Here is a 20,821-nt window from a genome sequence, read left to right as displayed (position 1 = left end):
AGTTCCTCATGCGGGAATCCTCCTAAAAAAACACAGGGCTGTATTCATAACGAGTAGTTTGAGCCCATGGAATATCATTAAACCAGTGATGGATATTTGTTATGAGTACTCATGTACTTGCTGCAGTGATGGACCGCCTCAAGCAGCTGACCGGTGCCCAAACTGACGCGGAGCTTTCACGGGCGTTGTCGATCAGCCCGCAGACATTGAGCAGCTGGAAAGTACGCAACAGTATCCCGTACTCCCTTTGCATAAAAATGGCTACGCACTATGCGTGCTCTCTGGACTGGTTACTGCTGGGCAGAGACCAGGCCGGCTTTAGCCCTCAAGACGACGCTGCGTGGGAGTCGGATTTGCTGGGGCGATTGCGCAGCCTGTCCCCTACTGACCGGCAAGCCATCTTGCTGGTGATCAAGGACAAACAACGGATACAGATGCTGGAACAGCGGCTGACCGAACTGGGCATGCACCCTGGCAGCAGTGGCATCCCTTAACCCCGCCGCCGCCAGCGCTGAATCAGCTCGCGCGGGTCCAGTGAATCCAGCCAGACCATGACCTTCAGGCTGATGGGTATGACCACAACAGCCGCGACGAAGGCCGACATGCCAGGGGTCAGCAAAGGCGCCACGGATGAAACCAAGGGTTCGAACAGGTGCCCTACCCCCACTGTCACGAACACCAGCAGCATTTTCTTGCCCAATGTAAGCCGCTTGGCCGTGTTGGTGATGAGCCGATCCCGGGCTGCGCTGACCAGCAAAGCGCCAAGCAAGGCGGCGAACAACACATTGGCCTCCCCGCTCAGCAGCTGTATCACCGCCTGGGATAACCCCCCTGCATCGAGTCGTTCAGCCATGGTGAACACCCCGACGCGATGAGCGTACATAGGGCACTCCCAGGTAATGCATGATTGCCGCGTCCACGAAGCACAGGTAACACACCCGCAGCGCACGCCCATGGTCATGCCCGCACACATCATCCAGGCGTTTGTAGCCCAGGTTGCGCAACACGGCCCGCCAGTTGGCAAACTCGTGGGCGGCCTCGATCACGGCGCAACGAGCGGCCACCTCGATTGCTGCATCACCGGTGCTTCGCTGCAACCTAAGGCGCTTGCGGAGCTTATTGAGCTCAATGCGTGGCCAGAACGGGTCGTGGCAGTCGGCAACCCGTGCAGTGTCTTGATGATCCATGACCGTACCTCACGCTTCGGCCAACAGGCCGTAGCGAATGGCCTTGATCACTGCCCCTACCCGGGTAGGCACGTCGAATTTGCGCAGAATGTTGGACACGTGGAAATTCACCGTCGACTCCTTGCACCCCAGTATCTGCCCGATTTCCCACGAACTCTTGCCATAGGCGCACCACAGCAGTACCTGCTGTTCACGGGGTGTCAGGCGTGCCGGGGCGCTTATGGGTTCGCCGGTGGGCGCGCTTGTAGGGGTTGATGCGACGGATTGTTGCGGACCTCTTGCATCGGTAACCATGTTCGAACTCCAGGGTGGTTTGCGACCGGCGGTGCTGCCGACCTGTCGCCACCTTACGAAGCAAGTGCGCGCCCGCTCTAGCGACGGGCTTTGTAAAGAAACTTCGTACACTTGCGCGCTACCAAGTGTGCGAGAGATTTACTGGCTTTCGACGTGCTCCGAGCGCCATTTCGCTCGTCTCAACGCAGTTGTTCACCCGCTATCTACCTGGAGCCCTACAATGCGTCGCGTTTTGTCCCTACCCCCCTGCGTGGGCCTGCTGGGTGCGTTCATGGCTGCCCAGCCCGCGCAGGCAGCTGCACCGGTCGAACTGGGCCAGGTGTTGATCACCGAGGAGGAGCAGGACGACCTGAGCGCCGCAGGTGAACGCTTGCGGGCCATACCGGGCGCCAGCAACCTGGTGGACATGCACGGCGTTGGGCAGGGCCGCGTGGCCAGCAACCAGGACGTACTGGCCTACCAGCCGGGGGTATTCGCCCAGTCGGCAGGCAACGATGGGATCAAGCTGTCGATCCGTGGTTCGGGCATCAACCGGGCGCCAGGTGCTCACGGCTCGGGCGTGTACACGATGTTCGATGGCCTGCCCTTGACTGGCCCAGGCGGCACCCCCTATGAGCTGTTCGAACCCTTGTGGTTGAGCCGCGCCGAAGTGCTGCGAGGCGCCAATGGCTTCGACCAGGGTGCCTTGGCCCTTGGCGGTGCGATCAACTATGTCACACACACGGGCCGCGACGCCGCGCCGTTACAGGTGCGCTACGAAGTGGGCAGCCGCGGCTACCAGCATCGGCATGTCAGCTCGGGCCAGGTGCTGGGTGACCTCGATTACTACGTAGCCCTGACTGACGTTGAGTACAACGGCTACCAGCGGCACAGCAGTGGCAGTGCCAAAGGGGTTGCCGCCAATGTTGGCTACCGCTTCAACCCGAACCTGGAAACGCGGTTCTACCTGCGTTACCGGGAAACCGAAAACGAACTGGCCGGCCGCCTGACCAAAGACCAGACCAAGCACCACCCGCGGGCAGCCAACCCGGGCTACCTGGCACGCGATGACAGCCGCCCGCAACCGGGCAGCACCTGGCTGGGCAACAAAACCACCTTCTACCTCGATGACGACGCCAGCCTTGAGGCTGGCCTGGTGTACCACGACTACCCCATGGACCTTCGCGAAGGGCCCATGCGCCTGAAGGTCGCCTACACCGATGTCAGCGGCACGCTCAGCTACAAGCGCCGCGACACGGTGTTCGGGCGTGAAAGCAAGTCCACCATCGGCTGGCGCACCACCAAGCACCTGCCCAACAGCGGCGCATCGCAGTTTGCACGCAATGGCCATGTGTTCGGCGACCGCACGCGGGACTTCACCTATCAAGGGTCGGATACCGTGCTGCACCTGGGCAACGACCTGGAGCTGATACCCAACGTATGGCTGACCACCGGGCTTGCCGCCATCTATACCCGCCGCGAGAGTGACGTAACCTACCCCGCCCAAGGCGGCAAGGTGTCGATGCACGACTGGGACTACGCGCCACGTGTGGGCCTGCGCTACGACATACGCCCCGACCTGCAGGTGTACGGCAACCTCAGCCGGTCGGTAGAGCCGCCGCACCCGTGGTCATTGATCTGGAGTTCGCCAAGCGTCGGCGGCAAGCAGATCCAGCCGATCAAGATGCAGAACCAGACCGCGACCACCCTGGAGCTGGGTGCCCGTGGCGACTCCGCACTCGGTCGCTGGGACCTCGCCTGGTATTACTCGCGGGTCCGCCATGAGCTGCTGGCAGTTGAAGTGGTGCCCAATTTCACGTCCGAATTCAACGCCAGCGCTACGGTACACCAAGGTGTGGAAGCCGGCCTGCAGAGCACGTTGTGGGAAAGGCCAGGCACTGGCAAGCTCAGCGCGCGCCAGGCCTACACGTTCAGTGATTTCCACTACCGTGACGACGACCGCTTCGGCGACAACCGCCTGCCCGGCATCCCCATGCACTACTACCAGGCCGAGCTTCGCTACGACTGGCCAAGCGGGTTCTATGCCGGCGTGAACACCCAGCTGGCGTCGAAAGTGCAGGTGGACTACGCCAACAGCAACTATGCCGATGCCTACGCGATCATGGGGGCGCGGCTGGGCTGGGACTCGCCAAAGCAGGACTGGCAGGCCTGGCTGGACCTGCGCAACCTGGCCAACAAACGCTACGCCGCCACGGTAACCCCGGCGTACAACGATGCAGGCAGGGACAACCCCCGCTCCACGCCCGGCGAAGGTTTTGGGGTGTATGCAGGGGTTTCTTACAGCTTCCGCTAACAGGCCTTTAACCCGGGAGCGCCGCCATGCGGCCCTCCTGGGCGTCAACAGCTATCAAACAGCGCGGTTCAGCTTCACCCAAGAGGCGAACTTGTCGATGAACGCCTGCAAGAATGGCCGGGTCTTGTCATTGAGCTTGCCTGACTCGTCGAACAGGTTGGCCGCGCCGCCGATGTAGGCCTCTGGCATCTGCATACAAGGCATGTCGAGGAATACCAACGCCTGGCGCACGGCGTGGTTGGCGCCAAAGCCGCCTATGGCACCCGGCGATACACTGACGACCGCCGTGGGCTTACCCGCCCAGGCGCTTTGCCCATAGGGCCGGGAGCCGACGTCGATGGCGTTTTTCAGGCAGCCCGGTATCGAGCGGTTGTACTCCGGGGTGACGAACAGCACTGCATCGCTGTGGCGGATATCATCGCGGAAACGGGTCCAGGCCTGGGGTGCAGCTTCAGCCTCGACATCTTCGTTGTACATAGGCAGGTCGCCGATTTCGACGATTTTCAAGGCCAGGCTTGAGGGGGCCAGTTCCGACAAGGCGCGGGCGACCTTACGGTTGTAGGACTCCTTGCGCAAGCTACCGACAACGACAGCAACCGAATACACCTGGGTCATGGCGATCTCCATACTTCACGGGTTCAAGGGACGATGTAGTTATAGATGACCCTTTTCAGGCGCTTTGGTTTTTTTTCGGGCGCACGAAAACTTCCCTGACCGTTCCACGGTCTATTACTCCATACATTTCTTACGCAATTCAGAGGGTTCCACCCAAATGGCAGCAGTAATGGTCGGCCAATTCCATGCCCGTGACGCCGAAGGCCGCATCTACCCCGTGCACGAGTTTCAGGAATCGACCCTGCAACTGGACGGCAGCACGACGGGCGCCCCTATCACCACCTATCGCCTTGCCATCGGCGACCGGGTCAATCACCTGGGTGAGAACCGCTTCGAGCTGGTGCGTACGGGTATCGAGATCATTCGTATTCCGTAAGGCGTGCGATGTGCAGGGACTGCCTTACCCCTGTCCCTGTGGGAGCGGGTTTAACCGCGAAGCAGGCAGCGCGGGGCTTGGCACCGGCTTCGCCGGTGTTCGCGGGTAAACCCGCTCCCACCGTGATGGCGCCAACTTTGAGATCTTGTGGAAGACAGTTGCCCCCACAGGCCCCCTCACTACCCGGCTGTCGCCTCATTCAAGGCCTGCCACAACGATGGGCCACCCGCCGACTTGGCGATGGCCGCCAGGCGTTCGGCATGGGCCTCCAGTTCTTCGGCGCTAGCTATCACCACCCGCCCTGGTGCGCGACCGGTGATGCGGCGGATTTCACTGCCGCCACTACCCTGCCCGTCTCCATCAGCGTCAGTACCATGACCCGCCAGCGACAGGCTGGTCTGGCCCCCGGTCATCGCCAGGTAAACGTCGGCCAGCAGTTCGGAGTCGAGCAACGCGCCGTGCAACTCACGGCCGGAGTTGTCGATGTCGTAGCGTTTGCACAGGGCATCCAGGCTATTGCGCTGCCCCGGGTGGCGCGCCCGCGCCAGCAACAGGGTGTCGAGAATGGCGCAGTGCTGCGAGATGTCCGCCCGGTCCTGCTGGCCCAGCAAGGCATACTCGTTATTGATGAACCCGACGTCGAACGCCGCGTTATGGATGACCAGGGTGGCGCCGCGGATGAAGTCGAAGAACTCTTCGGCCACATCGCCAAACCGGGGCTTGCCGATCAGGAAGGCGTCAGTGATGCCGTGAACGTTGATCGCCCCCTCGTCGCTCTCGCGGTCCGGCTGCAGGTACACATGAAAATGCCGCCCCGTCAGCCGCCGGCCAATCACCTCGACACAGCCGATCTCGATGATGCGGTGCCCCTCGCTCACCGGCATGCCCGTGGTTTCGGTATCGAGAATGACGAACCGTTTGTCTTGCTGCTGCTCCACGTGGCGTGCTCCAAGTTGCATCAGTTACAGGGGCGCGCAGTATACCAGCAAGCGCCAGGCACCACGTGCCAGCCTGTCGATCAGCGCCCGGCGCGGACCTCGTCGACACCGCGGTTGGCCAACTGATCGGCGCGTTCGTTACCGGGGTGGCCGATGTGGCCACGCACCCACTTCCAGGTCACGCGGTGGCGGTTGACCTGTTCGTCAAGCTGCTGCCACAGGTCGGCGTTTTTGACCGGTTCCTTGGCGGCGGTTTTCCAGCCGCGCTTCTTCCAGTTCACCATCCACTCGTTGATGCCTTTCATCACGTATTGCGAGTCGGTGGTCAGCACCACGTCGCACTCACGCTTGAGGGCCATCAGCCCCTGGATGGCGGCCATGAGCTCCATGCGGTTGTTGGTGGTTTCACGCTCACCACCCCACAGTTCCTTCTCCACGCCCTTGAAAATCATCAGGACGCCCCAGCCGCCCGGGCCAGGGTTGCCCTTGCAGGCACCATCGGTATACATCTCGACGCTTTCGCTCATGCACCACTCATGTTCAGTTCTGTTCGGTATCGGTACTGGCCGCAGCGCGGTTCACCTTGGCCAGCGGCAACGGCAGCAGCTTGCCCATCGGCTCGCGCCGTTCGGGCCGCAATGGGCGCAGGCCCACCACCATCTTGCGCGCCACCAGCAGGTAGACACCGCCGCCTGCACTTTGCCAGCCACCAGCGATGCGCTCCCAACCTTGCAGGCGTTGCTGCCAGGCGGGTGAAGCGAGCGGCGGACGATAGCACCCGAAGCGGCGTTTCTCCAGCGCGAAGCCCAGCAGGTTCAGCCAGTCCCCTACCCTGGATGCAGGGATGCAGCGGGCCTTGCGCAAGGCCCCCTGGCTGAAGCAATGGCGGATGCCCCAACTGCTCCACGGGTTGATGCCGATGATCAACAGATGCCCGCCTGGGCGCACGGCGCTGGCAGCCTCGCGCAGCAGGCCGTGGGGTGAAAGGCTGAAATCCAGGCCATGCTGCAGCACCACCACGTCGGCGGCGTGTTCGCTCAATGGCCAGGCCTGCTCTTCGCAGACGATTTCAACCCCCGGCAAAGGCGCGCCCAGGCGCACGTTGCGTTGCACCTTGGGCGCACTGGGCGGCGCCTCGGCGCACGGGCCATAGTGCACGAGATAGCCACCAAAGAAGCGCCCCAGTTCCTCCTCGAGCAGCTTCTGTTCCTCCTGGAGCATCAACCGGCCCACCGGGCCGTTGAACCACTCACGGGCCAGGCTGGTCAGCGAGACCCACTCCGGGTCGGCCTGGGCAAAGGCTTGGTCGGTCATTGTGCTCTCCCTCGAAGGTTCTCGCGCCGCGCCATCGCGGCTAAGATGCCTTCATATGCCAAGCTAGGCGAATCGGATCCGCACCATGATACAGATCGATGCTCTCCCCGCTTTCTCCGATAACTACATCTGGTTGTTACAGGATAATGCCAAACGCCAGTGCGCGGTGGTCGACCCGGGCGATGCCGGCCCGGTGCAGCGCTGGCTGGCCGCGCACCCGGAGTGGACGCTGACGGACATCCTGATCACCCACCACCACAATGACCATGTGGGCGGAGTTGAACAGCTCAAGCGGCAGACCGGCGCACGGGTCTACGGGCCGGCCAGCGAAGCGATCCCGTGCCGCGATGTGGCCCTGGGCGAGGGTGACCAGGTCACCGTACTGGGCCAGACCTACCAGGTACTGGCCGTACCCGGCCATACCCTGGGGCATATCGCCTTCTTCAGCGACCAACCCACACCCGCGGTGCTGTTCAGTGGCGACACGCTGTTCGCGGCCGGATGCGGGCGCATGTTCGAGGGCACACCCGAGCAGATGCAGCCTGCCCTGGCCCGCTTGGCGGCGTTGCCGGAGCACACCCAGGTGTACTGCGCCCACGAATACACCCTGAGCAACCTGCGCTTCGCCAAGGCGGTGGAACCTGGCAACGCGGACATCCAGCAGCGCTTCGATGACGTCAGCCGCCTGCGTGCTGAGGATCGCATCACACTGCCTTCCACCATCGGCCTGGAACGGCGCACAAATCCATTTTTGCGCACCTCTGAAACATTAGTTAAACAAAAAGCAGACGAATGGAAGGGACATTCCAACACCACGCATGTCGCTGTTTTTGCTGCCTTGAGGTCTTGGAAAGACCAGTTCTGATAACCCCAAGATATATCGCAAGTGGTGGGGAAAGGTTGACCCGGTAGGGTGCGGTTCCTAGAATCGCCGAAATTTTTCGCCCGGATACCCGTACCCGCCGATGTCTTCCCGTAGCCGCAGAACCTCTCATTCCGTCGCGCTGACGCGCCTGGCCCAGGTCAGTGCGCTGGCCCTGGCCGCCACCCTGGTGGGTTGCCAGAGCACCCGTCAGCTCGAAGAATCCGACAGCGTTCGCGCGCACAATTACCAGGCGCGAATCAAGCCAAAGCCCGCGCCGTTGCTGGCCAAACCCGTGGAACAGGCACCGCGCGACGTCTGGGAGCGCATGCGCCAGGGCTTCGTGCTGCAGGACTACATCGACGTCAACCCACGTATCGACCAGCAGCGCCTCTGGTTCGCCAGCAACCCCACTTTTATCGAGAGCGCGGGCGAGCGCGGCAGCCTGTACCTGCATTACATCGTCGAACGCCTGGAAGAACGCGGCATGCCGCTGGAACTGGCGCTGCTGCCAGCCATCGAAAGCGCCTACAACCCGATGGCCTACTCCCGCGCCAGTGCTGCCGGCATGTGGCAGTTCATGCCGGCCACCGGCCGCCATTTCAACCTGCGCCAGACCAACTTCTATGACGGGCGCCGCGACGTCACCGCCTCGACCAACGCGGCGCTGGACTACCTTACCCGCCTGCACGACATGTTCAACGGGGACTGGCTGCTGGCCCTGGCGGCCTACAACGCAGGCGAAGGCACGGTGAGCCGGGCCATGGAGCGCAACGAAAAGCTCGGCCTGCCCACCGACTACTGGAACCTGCCACTGCCTCAGGAAACCCGCGACTACGTGCCCAAGCTGCTGGCCCTGTCGCAGGTGGTGTCCACCCCTGAAGCCTACGGCGTCAACCTCACACCGATCGCCAACGAACCCTATTTCGAGGCGGTGGCCATCAATGACCGCCTCGACCTAACCCGCGTAGCGGCGTTCGCCAACATCGACGAAGACGAGCTGATCCAGCTCAACCCGGCATTCAAGAAGCGCATGACCGTCGACGGCCCCAAGCAACTGCTGGTGCCTACCGCCAAGGCGCAATTGCTCACCGCCAGCCTTTCCAACCTCAAACCCGAGCAACTGGTGACCCTGCAGCCGCCGCAGGCAGCCTTCGCCCGGGCCGTGGCAGAGGCCAAGGCACCTGCCGCAGCCCGCAGCTACCGCGTCAAGCGCGGAGACAACCTGGGTGCGATTGCCCAGGCCAACCGTGTATCGGTGCAGGACATCAAGCGCTGGAATCGCCTGAGTGGCAACAACCTGCGCGCCGGCCAGGTGCTGGCCCTGCGCGGCGGCAATGCGCCGAGTGCAGCGGCCAACCGGGTCGCCAGCGCTGCCCAGCGCTCTACTCAGTACAAGGTGCGTAAAGGCGACTCCCTGTACCTGGTGGCCAAGCGTTTCAATGTGGAGATGACCCACCTCAAGCGCTGGAACCCACGCAGCGGCCATGCCCTCAAACCCGGCCAGACCCTGACCGTCTACCTCGGCCACTGAAAGTGTGCAGCTTCGGGCATGCAGCCTGAAGCTTTTTCCTACACTGGCAAGCTGTTACTGTACCCCGATCAAAGCCCAATGCCTCTGGATCGGATGCCGACTTGATACGTCCCCTCCTGCTTACGCTCAGCCTGGCCTTGAGCTTTCCCACAGTCGCGATGGTGAGCGAAAGCCACGGATACGCGCAGTTCGGCACGCTCAAATACCCAGCCACCTTCACCCACTTCGACTGGGTCAACCCGCAAGCGCCCAAGGGTGGCACCTTGCGGGCCATGGCCTTCGGCACATTCGACACCCTCAACCCCTATACCTTCAAGGGGTCGAGCCCGGTCACCACACCCAACTTCCAGCAGTACGGCGTGAGCGAGCTGAACGAAACGCTGATGGTGGGCACCGGCCAGTACGACCCCTCTGGCGACGAGCCCACGTCCAGCTATGGCCTGATCGCGCGTTCGGTCGAATACAGCGAAGACCGCAGCTGGGTGGTGTTCAACCTGCGCCCCGAAGCCCGCTGGCACGATGGCAAGCCGATTACCTCGGCAGACGTTGCCTTCAGCTACCGCACGCTGCTCAAGGAAGGCCACCCCCTTTACCGCACCAACCTGCAGGAAGTGCAACGGGTGGACATCCTTGGGCCGTTGCGCATCCGTTTCGTGTTCAAACGGGCGGGCAACCCGTTGTTGATCCTGCGCCTTGGCGAAATGCCGGTGCTGCCCAAGCACTATTGGCAGAACCGCGATTTCAAGGCCACCACCTTCGAGCCACCGCTGGGCAGTGGCCCCTACCGCATCACCGAGGTCCAGCCGGGCCGCCGGCTGGTGTTCGAGCGCGTGAAGAACTACTGGGGCAAGGACTTGGCGGTGAACCGCGGCAAGTACAACTTCGACCGCGTCGAATACGAGTTCTACCGCGATGCAACGGTGGCCTTCGAGGCGTTCAAGGCGGGTGAGTTCGACATCTACATCGAGCACCAGGCCAAGAATTGGGCGAACGGCTACAACTTCCCCGCCGTGCGCCGGGGCGAGGTGATAAAGGCGCAGATCCCCCACCGCATACCCACGCAAACCCAGGGCCTGTTCATGAACAGCCGCCGCGCCACCTTCAGCGACCCGCGGGTGCGTGAGGCGCTGGGGCTGATGCTGGACTTCGAGTGGACCAACCGCGCGCTGTTCAGCAGCGCCTACCGCCGCTCTACCAGCTACTACCCCAACAGCGAATTCACCGCCGAGGGCCTGCCAAGTGGCAAGGAGTGGCTGCTGCTGGCGCCGTTTCGCGATCAACTGCCAGCCAAGCTGTTCACCGAACCCTACCAGGTGAGCCATACGGATGGCCGTGGCACTAGCCGCCAAACCCTGCGCAAAGCCCTGGGCCTGCTGGGTGAAGCCGGCTGGAAGCTGAACGGGCAGCGCCTGGTCGACGCCAAGGGCCAGCAGCTGCGCATGGAGGTGCTGCTGGTGAACCCCAACCTTGAACGCATCCTGCAACCTTATGTCGAAAATCTGTCCAGCATCGGTATCGACGCACACTTGCGCACCGTGGACCGCGCCCAGTACAAACAGCGGCTGGACCAGTTTGATTTCGACATGATCCTGATGACACTCAACCAGACCCTCAGCCCCGGCCTTGAACAGTGGCTGTACTTCCACTCCAGCCAGGCGGCAACCAAGGGCAGCAAGAACTACGCAGGCGTCAAGGACCCTGTGGTGGACCACCTGCTCGACACGCTGCTGGCCGCACGCACCCGCGATGACCAGGTTGCCGCTGCCCGTGCACTGGACCGGGTGCTTTCGTGGCAGTACTACATGATCCCCAACTGGTACCTGGACAACCATCGCCTGGCCTACCGCAACCGCTTCGCCTTCATCACCACGCCGCCCTACACCCTTGGGCTGAACAGCTGGTGGATCAAGACTTCGGAGAAAGCCCAATGACGCCAACCCACCGACTGCGCCGGTTGGCAGGCAGCCTTCTGCTGGCCTGCCTGAGCCTTCCCGCCCTGGCGGCCCCCCAGCATGCACTGACCCTGTATGACGAGCCGCCCAAGTACCCCGCCGACTTCAAGCACTTCGACTACGTGAACCCGGACGCCCCCAAGGGCGGCACCTTCCGCCAGTCCAGCTTCGGTGGCTTCGACAGCCTCAACCCGTTCATCAACAAAGGCGTGTCGGCCGAGAACATCAGCATCATCTACGACACGCTGATGCGCCAGAGCCTGGACGAGCCGTTTACCGAATACGGGCTGGTGGCCGGCAAGATCGAAAAAGCGCCGGACAACAGCTGGGTGCGCTTCTACCTGCGCCCCGAAGCGCGCTTCCATGACGGTACGCCGATGCGTGCCGAAGACGTGGTGTTCAGCTTCAATGCGCTGGTGAAGGACGGCGCGCCGCTGTACCGGCAGTACTACGCCGACGTCGAAGACGTAATCGCCGAAGACCCGCTCAGGGTGCTGTTCAAGTTCAAGCACAAGGGCAACCGCGAACTGCCGCTGATCCTCGGCCAGCTACCGGTGCTGCCCAAGCACTGGTACGCCACCCGCGACTTCAAGCGGGGCAACCTGGAAGTGCCCCTGGGCAGCGGCCCGTACAAGGTCGCCGAGGTCAAGGCCGGGCGCTCGGTGCGCTATGAGCGGGTAAAGGACTACTGGGCCAAGGACCTGCCGATCAACCGCGGGCTCTACAACTTCGATGCAATGACCTACGACTCCTACCGCGATACCACGGTCGCCCTGGAGGCGCTGAAGGCAGGTGCATTCGACTACGCGCTGGAAGTGAGCGCCAAGAACTGGGCCACCGCCTACAACGTGCCTGCCGTACGCGATGGCCGGCTGATCAAGGAAGAACTGCCCAACGGCAACCCTACCGGCATGCAGGGCTTCATCTTCAATATCCGTCGCCCGGTGTTCCAGGACGTGCGTGTACGCCAGGCACTGAGCCTGTTGCTGGACTACGAATGGACCAACAAGCAGCTGTTCAATGGCGCCTATACGCGCACGGGCAGTTACTTCGAGAACTCGGACATGGCGGCTCGCGGGCTGCCCAGCCCCAGCGAGCTGAGCATCCTCGAGCCATTGCGCGGCAAAGTGCCAGACCCTGTGTTCAACCAGGCTTTCCACAACCCGGTCAGCGACGGCAGCGGCATGATTCGCGACCAGCAGCGCCAGGCCTACAAACTGCTGCAGGAAGCCGGCTGGAAGATCGTCGACGACAAGATGGTCGACGCCCAGGGCAAGCCCGTGAGCATCGAGTTTTTGCTGGCGCAAACCGAGTTCGAACGGGTTCTGCTGCCCTTCAAGCGCAACCTGGCTGACCTGGGCATCGAGCTGAACATCCGCCGCGTCGACGTTTCCCAGTACATAACCCGCCTGCGTTCGCGGGACTTCGACATGATCGTGGGCGGTTACCCGCAGTCCAACTCGCCCGGCAACGAACAGCGCGAGTTCTGGTCCAGCAATGCCGCCGACAACCCCGGCAGCCGCAACTTCATCGGCCTGCGCGACCCTGCCATCGACCAACTGGTGGAAGCACTGATCAACGCCGATTCGCGCCAGAGCCTGATCGACCATTGCCGCGCCCTGGACCGGGTGTTGCTGTGGGGCTACTACGTGATCCCCAACTGGCACATCAAAACCTGGCGCGTGGCCTACTGGAACCACATAGGCCACCCCAAGGTTTCGCCCAAATATGACATCGGCATCGACACCTGGTGGATCAAGCCCGACGTTACCCCGGCCGTAAGCGCCGCCCCCGCGAACGAGGCCAACTGAGATGCTGGCCTACATCCTGCGGCGCCTGCTGCTGATCATCCCGACCCTGTTCGGCATCCTGGTCATCAACTTCATCATTGTCCAGGCTGCCCCTGGCGGCCCGGTGGAGCAGATGATCGCCAAGCTGGAGGGCTTTGAAGGCGCCACCAGCCGCATTGCCGGCGGCGGCGCCGAAGTGTCCGTGGCCGGCTCCAACTACCGGGGCGCCCAGGGCCTGGACCCGGCGTTGATCGCCGAAATCGAGCACATGTACGGTTTCGACAAATCACCGCCCGAGCGCCTGTGGATCATGATCAAGAACTACGCCCGGCTGGACTTCGGCGACAGCTTCTTCCGCGATGCCAAGGTGATCGACCTGATCATCGAGAAAATGCCGGTGTCGATCTCGCTGGGGTTGTGGAGCACCTTGATCATGTACCTGATCTCGATCCCCCTGGGCATCGCCAAGGCTGTGCGCCACGGCAGCCATTTCGATGTATGGACCAGCTCGGCGATCATCGTCGGCTACGCCATCCCGGCGTTCCTGTTCGCCATCCTGCTGATCGTGCTGTTTGCCGGTGGCAGCTACTTCGACTGGTTCCCACTGCGCGGCCTCACCTCGAACAACTTCGACGAGCTGAGCACCACCGGCAAGGTGCTCGACTACTTCTGGCACCTGGTGCTGCCCATCACCGCGCTGGTCATCGGCAACTTCGCCACCATGACCCTGCTCACCAAGAACAGCTTCCTGGACGAGATCAACAAGCAGTACGTGGTCACCGCCAAGGCCAAGGGCCTGAGCAGGCCGCGGGTGCTGTACGGGCATGTATTCCGTAATGCCATGCTGCTGGTGATCGCCGGTTTCCCGTCGGCGTTCATTGGCATCTTCTTCACCGGTTCCCTGCTGATCGAAGTGATTTTCAGCCTCGACGGCCTGGGGCTGATGAGTTTCGAGGCGGCCATCAACCGCGACTACCCGGTGGTCTTCGGCACCCTGTTCATCTTCACCCTGCTGGGGCTGGTGGTGAAACTGATCGGCGACCTGACCTACACCCTGGTCGATCCTCGCATCGACTTTGCCAGCCGGGAGCACTGACATGGCCTTGTCCCCTCTCAACCGCCGGCGCTTCGAGCGCTTCAAGGCCAACCGCCGTGGCTGGTGGTCGCTGTGGTTGTTCCTGATTCTGTTCGGCCTGAGCCTGGGCGCCGAGCTGATCGCCAACGACAAACCCATCGCCGTGCGCTACGACGGTGAGTGGTACTTCCCGGCGTTCAAGCGCTACCCGGAGACCACCTTCGGCGGTGAATTCCCGCTGGAAGCCAACTACAAGAGCCCGTACATACGCGACCTGCTGGCAAAGAAAGACAGCTTCGTGCTGTGGGCACCGATCCCGTTCAGCTACCAGAGCATTAACTACGACCTGCGCGTGCCGGCCCCCGCGCCGCCTTCGGCGGACAACTGGCTAGGCACCGATGACCAGGGCCGCGATGTGCTGGCCAGGGTCATCTACGGCTTCCGCATTTCCGTGCTGTTCGCCCTCACTCTCACCGTGCTCAGTTCCATCGTGGGGGTGATCGCCGGGGCCTTGCAGGGCTTCTACGGTGGCTGGGTAGACCTAGCCGGGCAGCGCTTTCTGGAGATCTGGTCGGGCCTGCCCGTGCTGTACCTGCTGATCATCCTGGCCAGTTTCGTGCAACCCAATTTCTGGTGGCTGCTGGGCATCATGTTGTTGTTTTCGTGGATGAGCCTGGTGGATGTGGTGCGCGCCGAGTTCCTGCGCGGGCGCAACCTGGAATACGTGCGCGCCGCCCGGGCACTGGGCATGCGCAATGGCGCCATCATGTACCGGCACATTCTGCCTAACGCCATGATTTCGACCATGACCTTCATGCCCTTCATCCTCACCGGGGCCATCGGCACGCTGACCGCCCTGGACTTCCTCGGCTTCGGCCTGCCGCCAGGGGCGCCGTCGCTGGGCGAGCTAGTGGCCCAGGGCAAGTCCAACCTCCAGGCGCCTTGGCTGGGTATCAGCGCTTTCGCCGTGCTGGCCCTGATGCTGAGCCTGCTGGTATTCATCGGCGAATCCGCCCGCGATGCCTTCGACCCGAGGAAGTGACATGAGTGAACAGAACCTGATCGAAGTGCGCGACCTGGCCGTGGAGTTCGTGACCGGCGAGCACGTCAACCGCGTGGTGGATGGCATCAGCTTCGATATCCGCAAGGGCGAAACCCTGGCGCTGGTGGGCGAGAGCGGGTCGGGCAAGTCCGTCACCGCGCACTCCATTCTGCGCTTGCTGCCCTACCCCCTGGCACGTCACCCGGCGGGTAGCATCCGCTACGAAGGCAAGGACCTGCTTCAGCAAAACGAAAAGAGCCTGCAGCGCATCCGTGGCGACCGCATTGCGATGATTTTCCAGGAGCCAATGACCTCGCTGAACCCTTTGCACAGCATCGAAAAGCAGATCAACGAGATCCTGCTGCTGCACAAGGGGCTGACCGGCAAGCAGGCCACTGCACGCACGCTGGAACTGCTGGACATGGTGGGCATACCGGAGCCGCACAAGCGCCTCAAGGCCCTGCCCCATGAGCTGTCCGGCGGCCAGCGCCAGCGGGTGATGATCGCCATGGCACTGGCCAACGAGCCCGAACTGCTGATTGCCGACGAACCCACCACGGCGCTGGACGTGACCGTGCAGTTGAAGATTCTCGACCTGCTCAAAGCGCTGCAGGCACGCCTGGGCATGGCGCTGCTGCTGATCAGCCATGACCTCAACTTGGTGCGGCGCATCGCACACCGGGTGTGCGTGATGCAGCGCGGCAAGATCGTCGAGCAGGCCGAGTGCGCGACGCTGTTCAGCGCACCGCAACACCCCTACACGCAGATGCTGATCAACGCCGAGCCCAGCGGGCTGCCGGCCCACAACCCGCAGGGTGCACCGCTGCTTGAGGTGGATGACCTGAAGGTCTGGTTCCCGATCAAGAAAGGCCTGCTGCGCCGCACCGTCGACCATGTAAAGGCCGTGGATGGGGTAAATTTCAGCCTGCCCCAGGGCCAGACACTGGGCATCGTCGGTGAGTCCGGGTCGGGCAAGTCCACATTGGGGCTGGCCATTTTGCGCCTGATAGCCAGCCGCGGCGCCATCCGGTTCAACGGGCAGGACCTGCAAGGGCTGAATCAGCAAGCGGTGCGCCCGCTGCGCCGGGAGATGCAGGTGGTGTTCCAGGACCCGTTCGGCAGCCTGAGCCCGCGCATGAGCGTGGCGGACATCGTCGGTGAGGGGCTACGCATTCACCGTATCGGCACCGCCGCAGAACAGGAGGTGGCGATCATCGCGGCGCTTGAAGAGGTCGGGCTCGACCCGCAAACCCGTCATCGCTACCCGCATGAGTTCTCTGGTGGCCAGCGTCAGCGCATCGCCATCGCCCGGGCACTGGTGCTCAAACCTGCCCTGATCCTGCTGGACGAACCCACCTCCGCGCTGGACCGCACCGTCCAACGCCAGGTGGTCGAGTTGCTGCGCAACCTTCAGCACAAGTACAACCTTACCTACCTGTTCATCAGCCACGACCTGGCCGTGGTCAAGGCGCTGAGCCACCAGTTGATGGTGATCAAGCATGGGCATGTGGTGGAGCAAGGCGATGCCCAGGCGATCTTCCAGGCCCCGCAGCATGCCTACACTCAGCAACTGCTGGAGGCGGCATTTCTGCAGGCTGACGTGTCATGACAGGCAGCAGCTGGCGCCTTCGCCACAGGCGCCAGCTGCGCAATCGCCCACAGCACTTCCAGCACCAGAATGCCCCACAGCAACGCGGAGGCCCCGTTGGCCAGCGCATACAACTGCCAGGCAGAAAACAGCACCCGGCCTGCGGCGTCGTAGCGGCCGAACAACACCTGCGGGTGACGGATCCGCAGCCACGCCCACACACACACGATCGAGCCCATCAGGTTGGCCATCATCACGTGCATGGGTTCGAACACGGGTATTTCCCCTGCAAGGCCGAGGGTGCCGTGTAGCGTGCTGAGCCAGCCATGCAGCCAGGCAAAGGTCCAGGGGGTGGCGAAGCCCACGGTGATCAGCAAGTCGTAGAGGCCGCTGGCCCGCACCAGCTGGCGATACTGGGTGTTGCTCCACATGTTCGATGCCTTCTGCAATTCAATGAAGGCAGCAGGCTAAAGCCTGGAGTATGCTCCAGGGTCAAGCCCATGTTCAGGAAAAACACAGTGCGTATTGGTCAACTGGCCCAGGCCTGCGGCGTCAGCCGTGACACCCTGCGCTTTTACGAGGAACGTGGGCTGATCCGCTCGCACCGGTTGGCCAATGGCTACCGCGACTACGATCAGGAAACCGCGCAACTGGTCGCGTTCATTCGCACTGCGCAGCAGTTGGGGTTCAGCCTGAACGAGATCGGCAGCAACGTGCAAGCGCTCTGGGCCGCCCCAGACCCGGACCGCGCAGTGGAGGCGCTGCTACGGGACAAACTGGCCTTGGTGGAACAGCGCCTGGCAGACCTGCAAGCCCTGCGTGCTGCCTTGCAGCAACGCCTGACCCTGGCCTGCCCGCTGCGCCCGGAGTTACCCGCCGCTAGCGCAGGTCCTCGCTGACCCGCTCCACCGCCGCCACCACCCGCTTGGCGCCTTCCTGTATACCCGTGATGACATGGCCGGCATGCCCGGCCAGTTGCAGCCCATTGGCGGCTTCGGTGCGGCTGCTTTGCACTTCGCCAACGGCCTGGCTGACCAGGGCCTGGTTGCGCGCTACCACGGCATCGATCTCGGCCGTGGCAGTGCTGGTGCGGCCGGCCAGCTTGCGCACTTCATCGGCCACCACCGCAAAGCCACGCCCCTGTTCACCCGCCCGGGCAGCCTCGATGGCGGCATTCAAGGCCAGCAGGTTGGTCTGCGAGGCAATGGCACCGATGGTCTGCACGATCGCGCTGATGACCGTGGACTGTTCACCCAGCGCACTGATGGTATCGCCAGCCGATTGCAACTGACGGGCCACACCCTGCATCGACTGCCCCACCTCGTGCATTACCAACACACCCTCGCTGGCGCCGCCGTCGGTACGCCGCGACACTTCCAGGGCCACCTGCGCGGCCTGGCGCACCGCCTCCTCGCGCTGCACCTGGTCAGTGACCACCGAGGCGAATTTCACCACCCTCACCAATTTGCCACTGGCGTCGCTGACAGGGTTGTAGCTGGCTTCCAGCCACACTTCATGGCCCTGTTTATCGAGGCGTTTGAAGCGGCCGGTCACATAACGGCCGGCATTGAGGGTGCGCCAGAAGGTGGTGTAGCCGTCCCCGGACACTTCCTCGGCGCTGCAGAACATGCGGTGGTGCTGGCCGACCACTTCTTCCAGCCGATACCCCAGGGCGTTGAGGAAGTTGGCGTTGGCCGAGAGCACCTTGCCGGTCAGGTCGAACTGGATCACTGCACTGGAGCGTAACAGGGCATCTACCAGCGCCTGGCTCTCCTGGGCAGGTTCGGCCAGCCACTGGGCCAACGGTTGCCCCACCATTTCGCCAGCCTCCACCCCCAGCGCCGCAGCAAAGGCCGGGCTGCAGGTGGCGACGCGGCGCTGGTCGTCCAGACGCAGGAAAACGCCGCTTTCCAATTGTTGAAGGCGCTGACGGAGTTCAGCGAGTTCGGCATCACGCGCGGCTAGCGTTGCTTTTAGTTGGCGATTGAACATGAATGTCACCTGCGGGTGGAGTGCGCCATTGTCATTAGCCGGCGACCTGATCGATCTGCCGGGTGTTGCAGAACCATTGCACGAAATCGGCGACCGGCATGGGCCGGGCGATATGGAACCCCTGGGCCTCGGCGCATCCCCAGGCCGACACCTGGGCGAGCTGTTGCGCCGTTTCAACCCCTTCTGCCAGTACCCGGTATTTCAGGTGGCTGGCAAGGTCGATCACCGACCGCACCAGCAATGCCTCTCTGCAGCCTGGCAGCGCGTGGTGCACCAGCGACCTGTCGAGCTTGACGATGCTGGCCGGTATCCGCGCCAGGTAAACCCAGTTGCAGTAGCCGGTGCCAAAGTCGTCAATGGCAATGTCGATGCCGGCTTGCTGGGCGCGTTGCAACTGCAACTGCAACGCCTCGGGCTGCTCGATCAGCACACTTTCGGTGAATTCCAGTTGCACCCGCCTGGGGGAGATGGCTGCGCCCTGCAATGTGCTCAACAGCGCATCCATGAAGGTCGGGCTCTCCAGGTCACGGGCCGTGACGTTCAGGCTGATGCTGAAATCCATGCCCCGGGTATTGTCCAGAATGCCCACCACAGCGCGCATCACCCAAAGGCTGAGGCTGGCCATGAGCGCAGTCTTCTCTGCCAAGGGGATGAATTCTGCCGGGGATACATTACCCAACTGGGGGTGGTGCCAGCGTAGCAGCGCCTCGGCCGACCGGCATTGGCCAGAAGGCAGTTCAATGCGCGGTTGCAGGTGCAGGCTGAGCTCACCTTCATTGAGCAAGGCGTGCCCCAGGGATGCCAGCAGCAGCAACGCACGGCGCTGGGCGGCATCGACCTCCGGCACATACCAGGCATAGCGCCTCACATTGCGCCGCGCCGAGTCCGCTGCAGCCACCGCCCTGCGTAACCATTCCAGGCTGTTGCGTTCGTCGGCCGGGGGTGTGATTGGCGCAATGCCGATGCCGGCATCCAGCAACACCGGCACCTGGTGGCACTGGGCAGGCGCCTGCAGTGCAGCCACGATGCGCTGGCACAAGGGCTGAACGTTGCCAACGTCTTCCAGCAAGACCGCAAAGCGCGTAGGGCTTATCTTGTACAGGCATAGCCCAGCGTCCAACTGCGCAGCAATGCGTGCCATGGCCTGCAGGGTCAGGTCGTGGGCGAAGTTGTAGCCCAACCCGCGGATGATGTCGTTGAGCGCCTCGGGGGGCATGATGTCTACCGCCAACAGTGTCAACGGCTGCCAACGGCCCAGCGCCGCGCTCACGTCGTATTCGAGCTTGAGGCGGTTGAACAGCCCAGTGTCCTGGTCCGTGAATACATTCCGGCGCAAGCCAGAGATGATCTGCATGGCGGTTTCGGCGAAGGCCACCAGCATGGCTTTTTGCGCGTCGTCCAGCGGTGGACGCGTGGTGGTGTCGATGATGCAGAAACTGCCAATCGCAATCCGCTGCCCGACCATCAGCGGCGCACCGCAGTAGTAGCGTACGCCGGGTTCGCCGGTGACCAGCGGGTTGCGCGCGAAGCGAATATCGGCAGTGGCGTCCAGCACTTCCATGGGCTGAGCCTGCAAAATGGTGTGGGCACAGAACGAAATGTCCCGGGGCATTGTCTGTGCATCCAGCCCGGCCCGTGCCGCAAACCACTGCTGGCACTCACCGACGATCGAAACCACGCAGGTGGGCACACTGAAGTAGCGGCGCGCCAGGTCGACCAGCGCCTTCAGCTCGGTACTGGGCTCATGGTGCAACACGCACCACTCGGCAACCTCGGCCAGGCGGTCCTGTTCGTTGATCGGAACGGGTGCAACCATCATCTTGTTTCACCAGTCCTACAAGGCAGTGGATCATCAGGGGGGAATAATGGCGCTACGCTACACCAAATACTTGTACAAACCTAACTACTTGTACAGGTTTTTTGAAAGATCTTGCCGAGTGGTTGATCTCCGTCAAGCTATCGGGGCTGC

Annotated in this window: 20 protein-coding genes and 2 pseudogenes; 11 read left to right on the top strand and 11 right to left on the bottom strand. The window is 62.8% G+C overall.

The genetic code is table 11. The features are described 5' to 3' along the window. Nucleotides 1-101: 101 nt before the first annotated feature. Entirely contained in the window at nucleotides 102-494 is a 393-nt protein-coding gene (locus PPA02S_RS03905) for a helix-turn-helix domain-containing protein (protein WP_028632270.1), read from the top strand. Here the strand turns inward: PPA02S_RS03905 and PPA02S_RS03900 are convergent. Genes PPA02S_RS03900 through PPA02S_RS03890 form a run of 3 tightly spaced genes read right to left on the bottom strand, consistent with a single transcriptional unit; the run spans nucleotide 491 to nucleotide 1,481 of the window. Beyond that, nucleotides 491-853: a hypothetical protein gene (locus PPA02S_RS03900; protein WP_028632269.1), complete on the bottom strand. Its 363-nt coding sequence runs from the start codon at nucleotides 851-853 to the stop codon at nucleotides 491-493. The two genes, PPA02S_RS03905 and PPA02S_RS03900, sit on opposite strands and share 4 nt — an antisense overlap. Further along, entirely contained in the window at nucleotides 846-1,187 is a 342-nt protein-coding gene (locus PPA02S_RS03895) for a head completion/stabilization protein (protein ID WP_028632268.1), read from the bottom strand. Before PPA02S_RS03895 ends, PPA02S_RS03900 begins: the two co-directional genes overlap by 8 nt. Before the next feature lie 9 nt (nucleotides 1,188-1,196). Next, nucleotides 1,197-1,481, bottom strand: a complete 285-nt coding sequence (locus PPA02S_RS03890; RefSeq protein ID WP_245614629.1) for a response regulator transcription factor — start codon at nucleotides 1,479-1,481, stop codon at nucleotides 1,197-1,199. Between the two features lie 220 nt (nucleotides 1,482-1,701). Between PPA02S_RS03890 and PPA02S_RS03885 the strand changes: the two genes are divergently transcribed. Beyond that, on the top strand, nucleotides 1,702-3,774 hold the full coding sequence (locus PPA02S_RS03885; RefSeq protein WP_028632267.1) for a TonB-dependent receptor family protein: 2,073 nt from the start codon (nucleotides 1,702-1,704) through the stop codon (nucleotides 3,772-3,774). A gap of 54 nt (nucleotides 3,775-3,828) precedes the next feature. Here the strand turns inward: PPA02S_RS03885 and PPA02S_RS03880 are convergent, their stop codons facing one another. Then, nucleotides 3,829-4,389 (bottom strand): NADPH-dependent FMN reductase, encoded by a 561-nt coding sequence (locus tag PPA02S_RS03880; protein ID WP_028632266.1) that lies wholly within the window; start codon nucleotides 4,387-4,389, stop codon nucleotides 3,829-3,831. A 157-nt stretch (nucleotides 4,390-4,546) separates the two neighbouring features. Here PPA02S_RS03880 and PPA02S_RS03875 point away from each other — a divergent pair, with 157 nt between their 5' ends. After that, a complete protein-coding gene (locus PPA02S_RS03875; RefSeq protein WP_028632265.1) occupies nucleotides 4,547-4,765 on the top strand; it encodes a hypothetical protein in 219 nt (72 codons plus the stop codon). A 179-nt stretch (nucleotides 4,766-4,944) separates the two neighbouring features. Here PPA02S_RS03875 and dnaQ read toward each other — a convergent pair whose 3' ends face one another. From dnaQ to PPA02S_RS03860, 3 genes are all read right to left on the bottom strand, one after another. After that, complete coding sequence (dnaQ, locus tag PPA02S_RS03870) at nucleotides 4,945-5,703, bottom strand: DNA polymerase III subunit epsilon (protein WP_028632264.1); 759 nt, start codon at nucleotides 5,701-5,703, stop codon at nucleotides 4,945-4,947. Nucleotides 5,704-5,783: 80 nt separating this feature from the next. Further along, nucleotides 5,784-6,230, bottom strand: coding sequence for a ribonuclease HI (rnhA, locus tag PPA02S_RS03865; RefSeq protein ID WP_028632263.1), 447 nt, complete (start codon nucleotides 6,228-6,230; stop codon nucleotides 5,784-5,786). Nucleotides 6,231-6,243: 13 nt separating this feature from the next. Continuing rightward, on the bottom strand, nucleotides 6,244-7,017 hold the full coding sequence (locus PPA02S_RS03860) for a methyltransferase domain-containing protein (protein ID WP_028632262.1): 774 nt from the start codon (nucleotides 7,015-7,017) through the stop codon (nucleotides 6,244-6,246). An 85-nt stretch (nucleotides 7,018-7,102) separates the two neighbouring features. On the opposite strand from PPA02S_RS03860, the gene gloB reads away from it, so the two are divergent. From gloB to PPA02S_RS03825, 7 genes are all read left to right on the top strand, one after another. Next, nucleotides 7,103-7,882 carry a hydroxyacylglutathione hydrolase gene (gene gloB, locus PPA02S_RS03855; protein ID WP_028632261.1) on the top strand — a complete coding sequence of 260 codons (780 nt, stop codon included), beginning with the start codon at nucleotides 7,103-7,105 and terminating at the stop codon, nucleotides 7,880-7,882. A 100-nt stretch (nucleotides 7,883-7,982) separates the two neighbouring features. Then, a complete protein-coding gene (locus PPA02S_RS03850; protein ID WP_028632260.1) occupies nucleotides 7,983-9,413 on the top strand; it encodes a lytic transglycosylase domain-containing protein in 1,431 nt (476 codons plus the stop codon). A gap of 101 nt (nucleotides 9,414-9,514) precedes the next feature. Next, complete coding sequence (locus PPA02S_RS03845; RefSeq protein WP_028632259.1) at nucleotides 9,515-11,344, top strand: extracellular solute-binding protein; 1,830 nt, start codon at nucleotides 9,515-9,517, stop codon at nucleotides 11,342-11,344. Beyond that, complete coding sequence (locus PPA02S_RS03840; RefSeq protein WP_028632258.1) at nucleotides 11,341-13,176, top strand: extracellular solute-binding protein; 1,836 nt, start codon at nucleotides 11,341-11,343, stop codon at nucleotides 13,174-13,176. Before PPA02S_RS03845 ends, PPA02S_RS03840 begins: the two co-directional genes overlap by 4 nt. A 1-nt stretch (nucleotide 13,177) precedes the next feature. Next, nucleotides 13,178-14,251, top strand: a complete 1,074-nt coding sequence (locus PPA02S_RS03835) for a microcin C ABC transporter permease YejB (protein ID WP_028632257.1) — start codon at nucleotides 13,178-13,180, stop codon at nucleotides 14,249-14,251. Between the two features lies 1 nt (nucleotide 14,252). Continuing rightward, nucleotides 14,253-15,272, top strand: a complete 1,020-nt coding sequence (locus PPA02S_RS03830) for an ABC transporter permease (RefSeq protein WP_028632256.1) — start codon at nucleotides 14,253-14,255, stop codon at nucleotides 15,270-15,272. A 1-nt stretch (nucleotide 15,273) separates the two neighbouring features. Continuing rightward, nucleotides 15,274-16,881, top strand: a complete 1,608-nt coding sequence (locus PPA02S_RS03825; RefSeq protein WP_028632255.1) for an ABC transporter ATP-binding protein — start codon at nucleotides 15,274-15,276, stop codon at nucleotides 16,879-16,881. Here PPA02S_RS03825 and PPA02S_RS03820 read toward each other — a convergent pair. Then, nucleotides 16,836-17,291, bottom strand: coding sequence for a hypothetical protein (locus PPA02S_RS03820; protein WP_042141255.1), 456 nt, complete (start codon nucleotides 17,289-17,291; stop codon nucleotides 16,836-16,838). The two genes, PPA02S_RS03825 and PPA02S_RS03820, sit on opposite strands and share 46 nt — an antisense overlap. 87 nt (nucleotides 17,292-17,378) lie before the next feature. Here PPA02S_RS03820 and PPA02S_RS03815 point away from each other — a divergent pair, with 87 nt between their 5' ends. Further along, the gene (locus tag PPA02S_RS03815; RefSeq protein ID WP_028632254.1) at nucleotides 17,379-17,759 is read left to right on the top strand and encodes a MerR family transcriptional regulator; all 381 of its coding nucleotides are present in this window, start codon (nucleotides 17,379-17,381) and stop codon (nucleotides 17,757-17,759) included. On the opposite strand, the pseudogene PPA02S_RS23555 reads toward PPA02S_RS03815, so the two are convergent. The 3 genes and pseudogenes from PPA02S_RS23555 to PPA02S_RS03805 form a co-directional block, all read right to left on the bottom strand. Next, a pseudogene (locus PPA02S_RS23555) lies at nucleotides 17,740-18,174 on the bottom strand (methyl-accepting chemotaxis protein); the annotation flags it as partial. The gene PPA02S_RS03815 and the pseudogene PPA02S_RS23555 sit on opposite strands and share 20 nt — an antisense overlap. A 102-nt stretch (nucleotides 18,175-18,276) precedes the next feature. Continuing rightward, nucleotides 18,277-18,852, bottom strand: a pseudogene (locus PPA02S_RS23550) (PAS domain-containing protein); the annotation flags it as partial. A 34-nt stretch (nucleotides 18,853-18,886) separates the two neighbouring features. Then, entirely contained in the window at nucleotides 18,887-20,671 is a 1,785-nt protein-coding gene (locus PPA02S_RS03805) for a sensor domain-containing diguanylate cyclase (RefSeq protein WP_028632252.1), read from the bottom strand. Nucleotides 20,672-20,821: the final 150 nt, after the last annotated feature.

It is taken from the genome of Pseudomonas parafulva NBRC 16636 = DSM 17004 (assembly GCF_000730645.1).
In the GTDB taxonomy this organism is placed as follows: domain Bacteria; phylum Pseudomonadota; class Gammaproteobacteria; order Pseudomonadales; family Pseudomonadaceae; genus Aquipseudomonas; species Aquipseudomonas parafulva.
This window is presented reverse-complemented; position numbering and strand designations above follow the sequence as displayed.

What these genes read in the sequence shown, in the direction of transcription:
- PPA02S_RS03905 (WP_028632270.1), top strand. Translation starts at nt 102, where the DNA reads ATGAGTACTCATGTACTTGCTGCAGTGATGGACCGCCTCAAGCAGCTG.
- PPA02S_RS03840 (WP_028632258.1), top strand. Translation starts at nt 11,341, where the DNA reads ATGACGCCAACCCACCGACTGCGCCGGTTGGCAGGCAGCCTTCTGCTG.
- gloB (WP_028632261.1), top strand. Translation starts at nt 7,103, where the DNA reads ATGATACAGATCGATGCTCTCCCCGCTTTCTCCGATAACTACATCTGG.
- PPA02S_RS03890 (WP_245614629.1), bottom strand. Translation starts at nt 1,481, where the DNA reads ATGGTTACCGATGCAAGAGGTCCGCAACAATCCGTCGCATCAACCCCT.
- PPA02S_RS03875 (WP_028632265.1), top strand. Translation starts at nt 4,547, where the DNA reads ATGGCAGCAGTAATGGTCGGCCAATTCCATGCCCGTGACGCCGAAGGC.
- PPA02S_RS03850 (WP_028632260.1), top strand. Translation starts at nt 7,983, where the DNA reads ATGTCTTCCCGTAGCCGCAGAACCTCTCATTCCGTCGCGCTGACGCGC.
- PPA02S_RS03805 (WP_028632252.1), bottom strand. Translation starts at nt 20,671, where the DNA reads ATGATGGTTGCACCCGTTCCGATCAACGAACAGGACCGCCTGGCCGAG.
- PPA02S_RS03825 (WP_028632255.1), top strand. Translation starts at nt 15,274, where the DNA reads ATGAGTGAACAGAACCTGATCGAAGTGCGCGACCTGGCCGTGGAGTTC.
- PPA02S_RS03830 (WP_028632256.1), top strand. Translation starts at nt 14,253, where the DNA reads ATGGCCTTGTCCCCTCTCAACCGCCGGCGCTTCGAGCGCTTCAAGGCC.
- PPA02S_RS03880 (WP_028632266.1), bottom strand. Translation starts at nt 4,389, where the DNA reads ATGACCCAGGTGTATTCGGTTGCTGTCGTTGTCGGTAGCTTGCGCAAG.
- PPA02S_RS03820 (WP_042141255.1), bottom strand. Translation starts at nt 17,291, where the DNA reads ATGTGGAGCAACACCCAGTATCGCCAGCTGGTGCGGGCCAGCGGCCTC.
- PPA02S_RS03860 (WP_028632262.1), bottom strand. Translation starts at nt 7,017, where the DNA reads ATGACCGACCAAGCCTTTGCCCAGGCCGACCCGGAGTGGGTCTCGCTG.
- PPA02S_RS03895 (WP_028632268.1), bottom strand. Translation starts at nt 1,187, where the DNA reads ATGGATCATCAAGACACTGCACGGGTTGCCGACTGCCACGACCCGTTC.
- PPA02S_RS03885 (WP_028632267.1), top strand. Translation starts at nt 1,702, where the DNA reads ATGCGTCGCGTTTTGTCCCTACCCCCCTGCGTGGGCCTGCTGGGTGCG.
- PPA02S_RS03900 (WP_028632269.1), bottom strand. Translation starts at nt 853, where the DNA reads ATGGCTGAACGACTCGATGCAGGGGGGTTATCCCAGGCGGTGATACAG.
- PPA02S_RS03835 (WP_028632257.1), top strand. Translation starts at nt 13,178, where the DNA reads ATGCTGGCCTACATCCTGCGGCGCCTGCTGCTGATCATCCCGACCCTG.
- rnhA (WP_028632263.1), bottom strand. Translation starts at nt 6,230, where the DNA reads ATGAGCGAAAGCGTCGAGATGTATACCGATGGTGCCTGCAAGGGCAAC.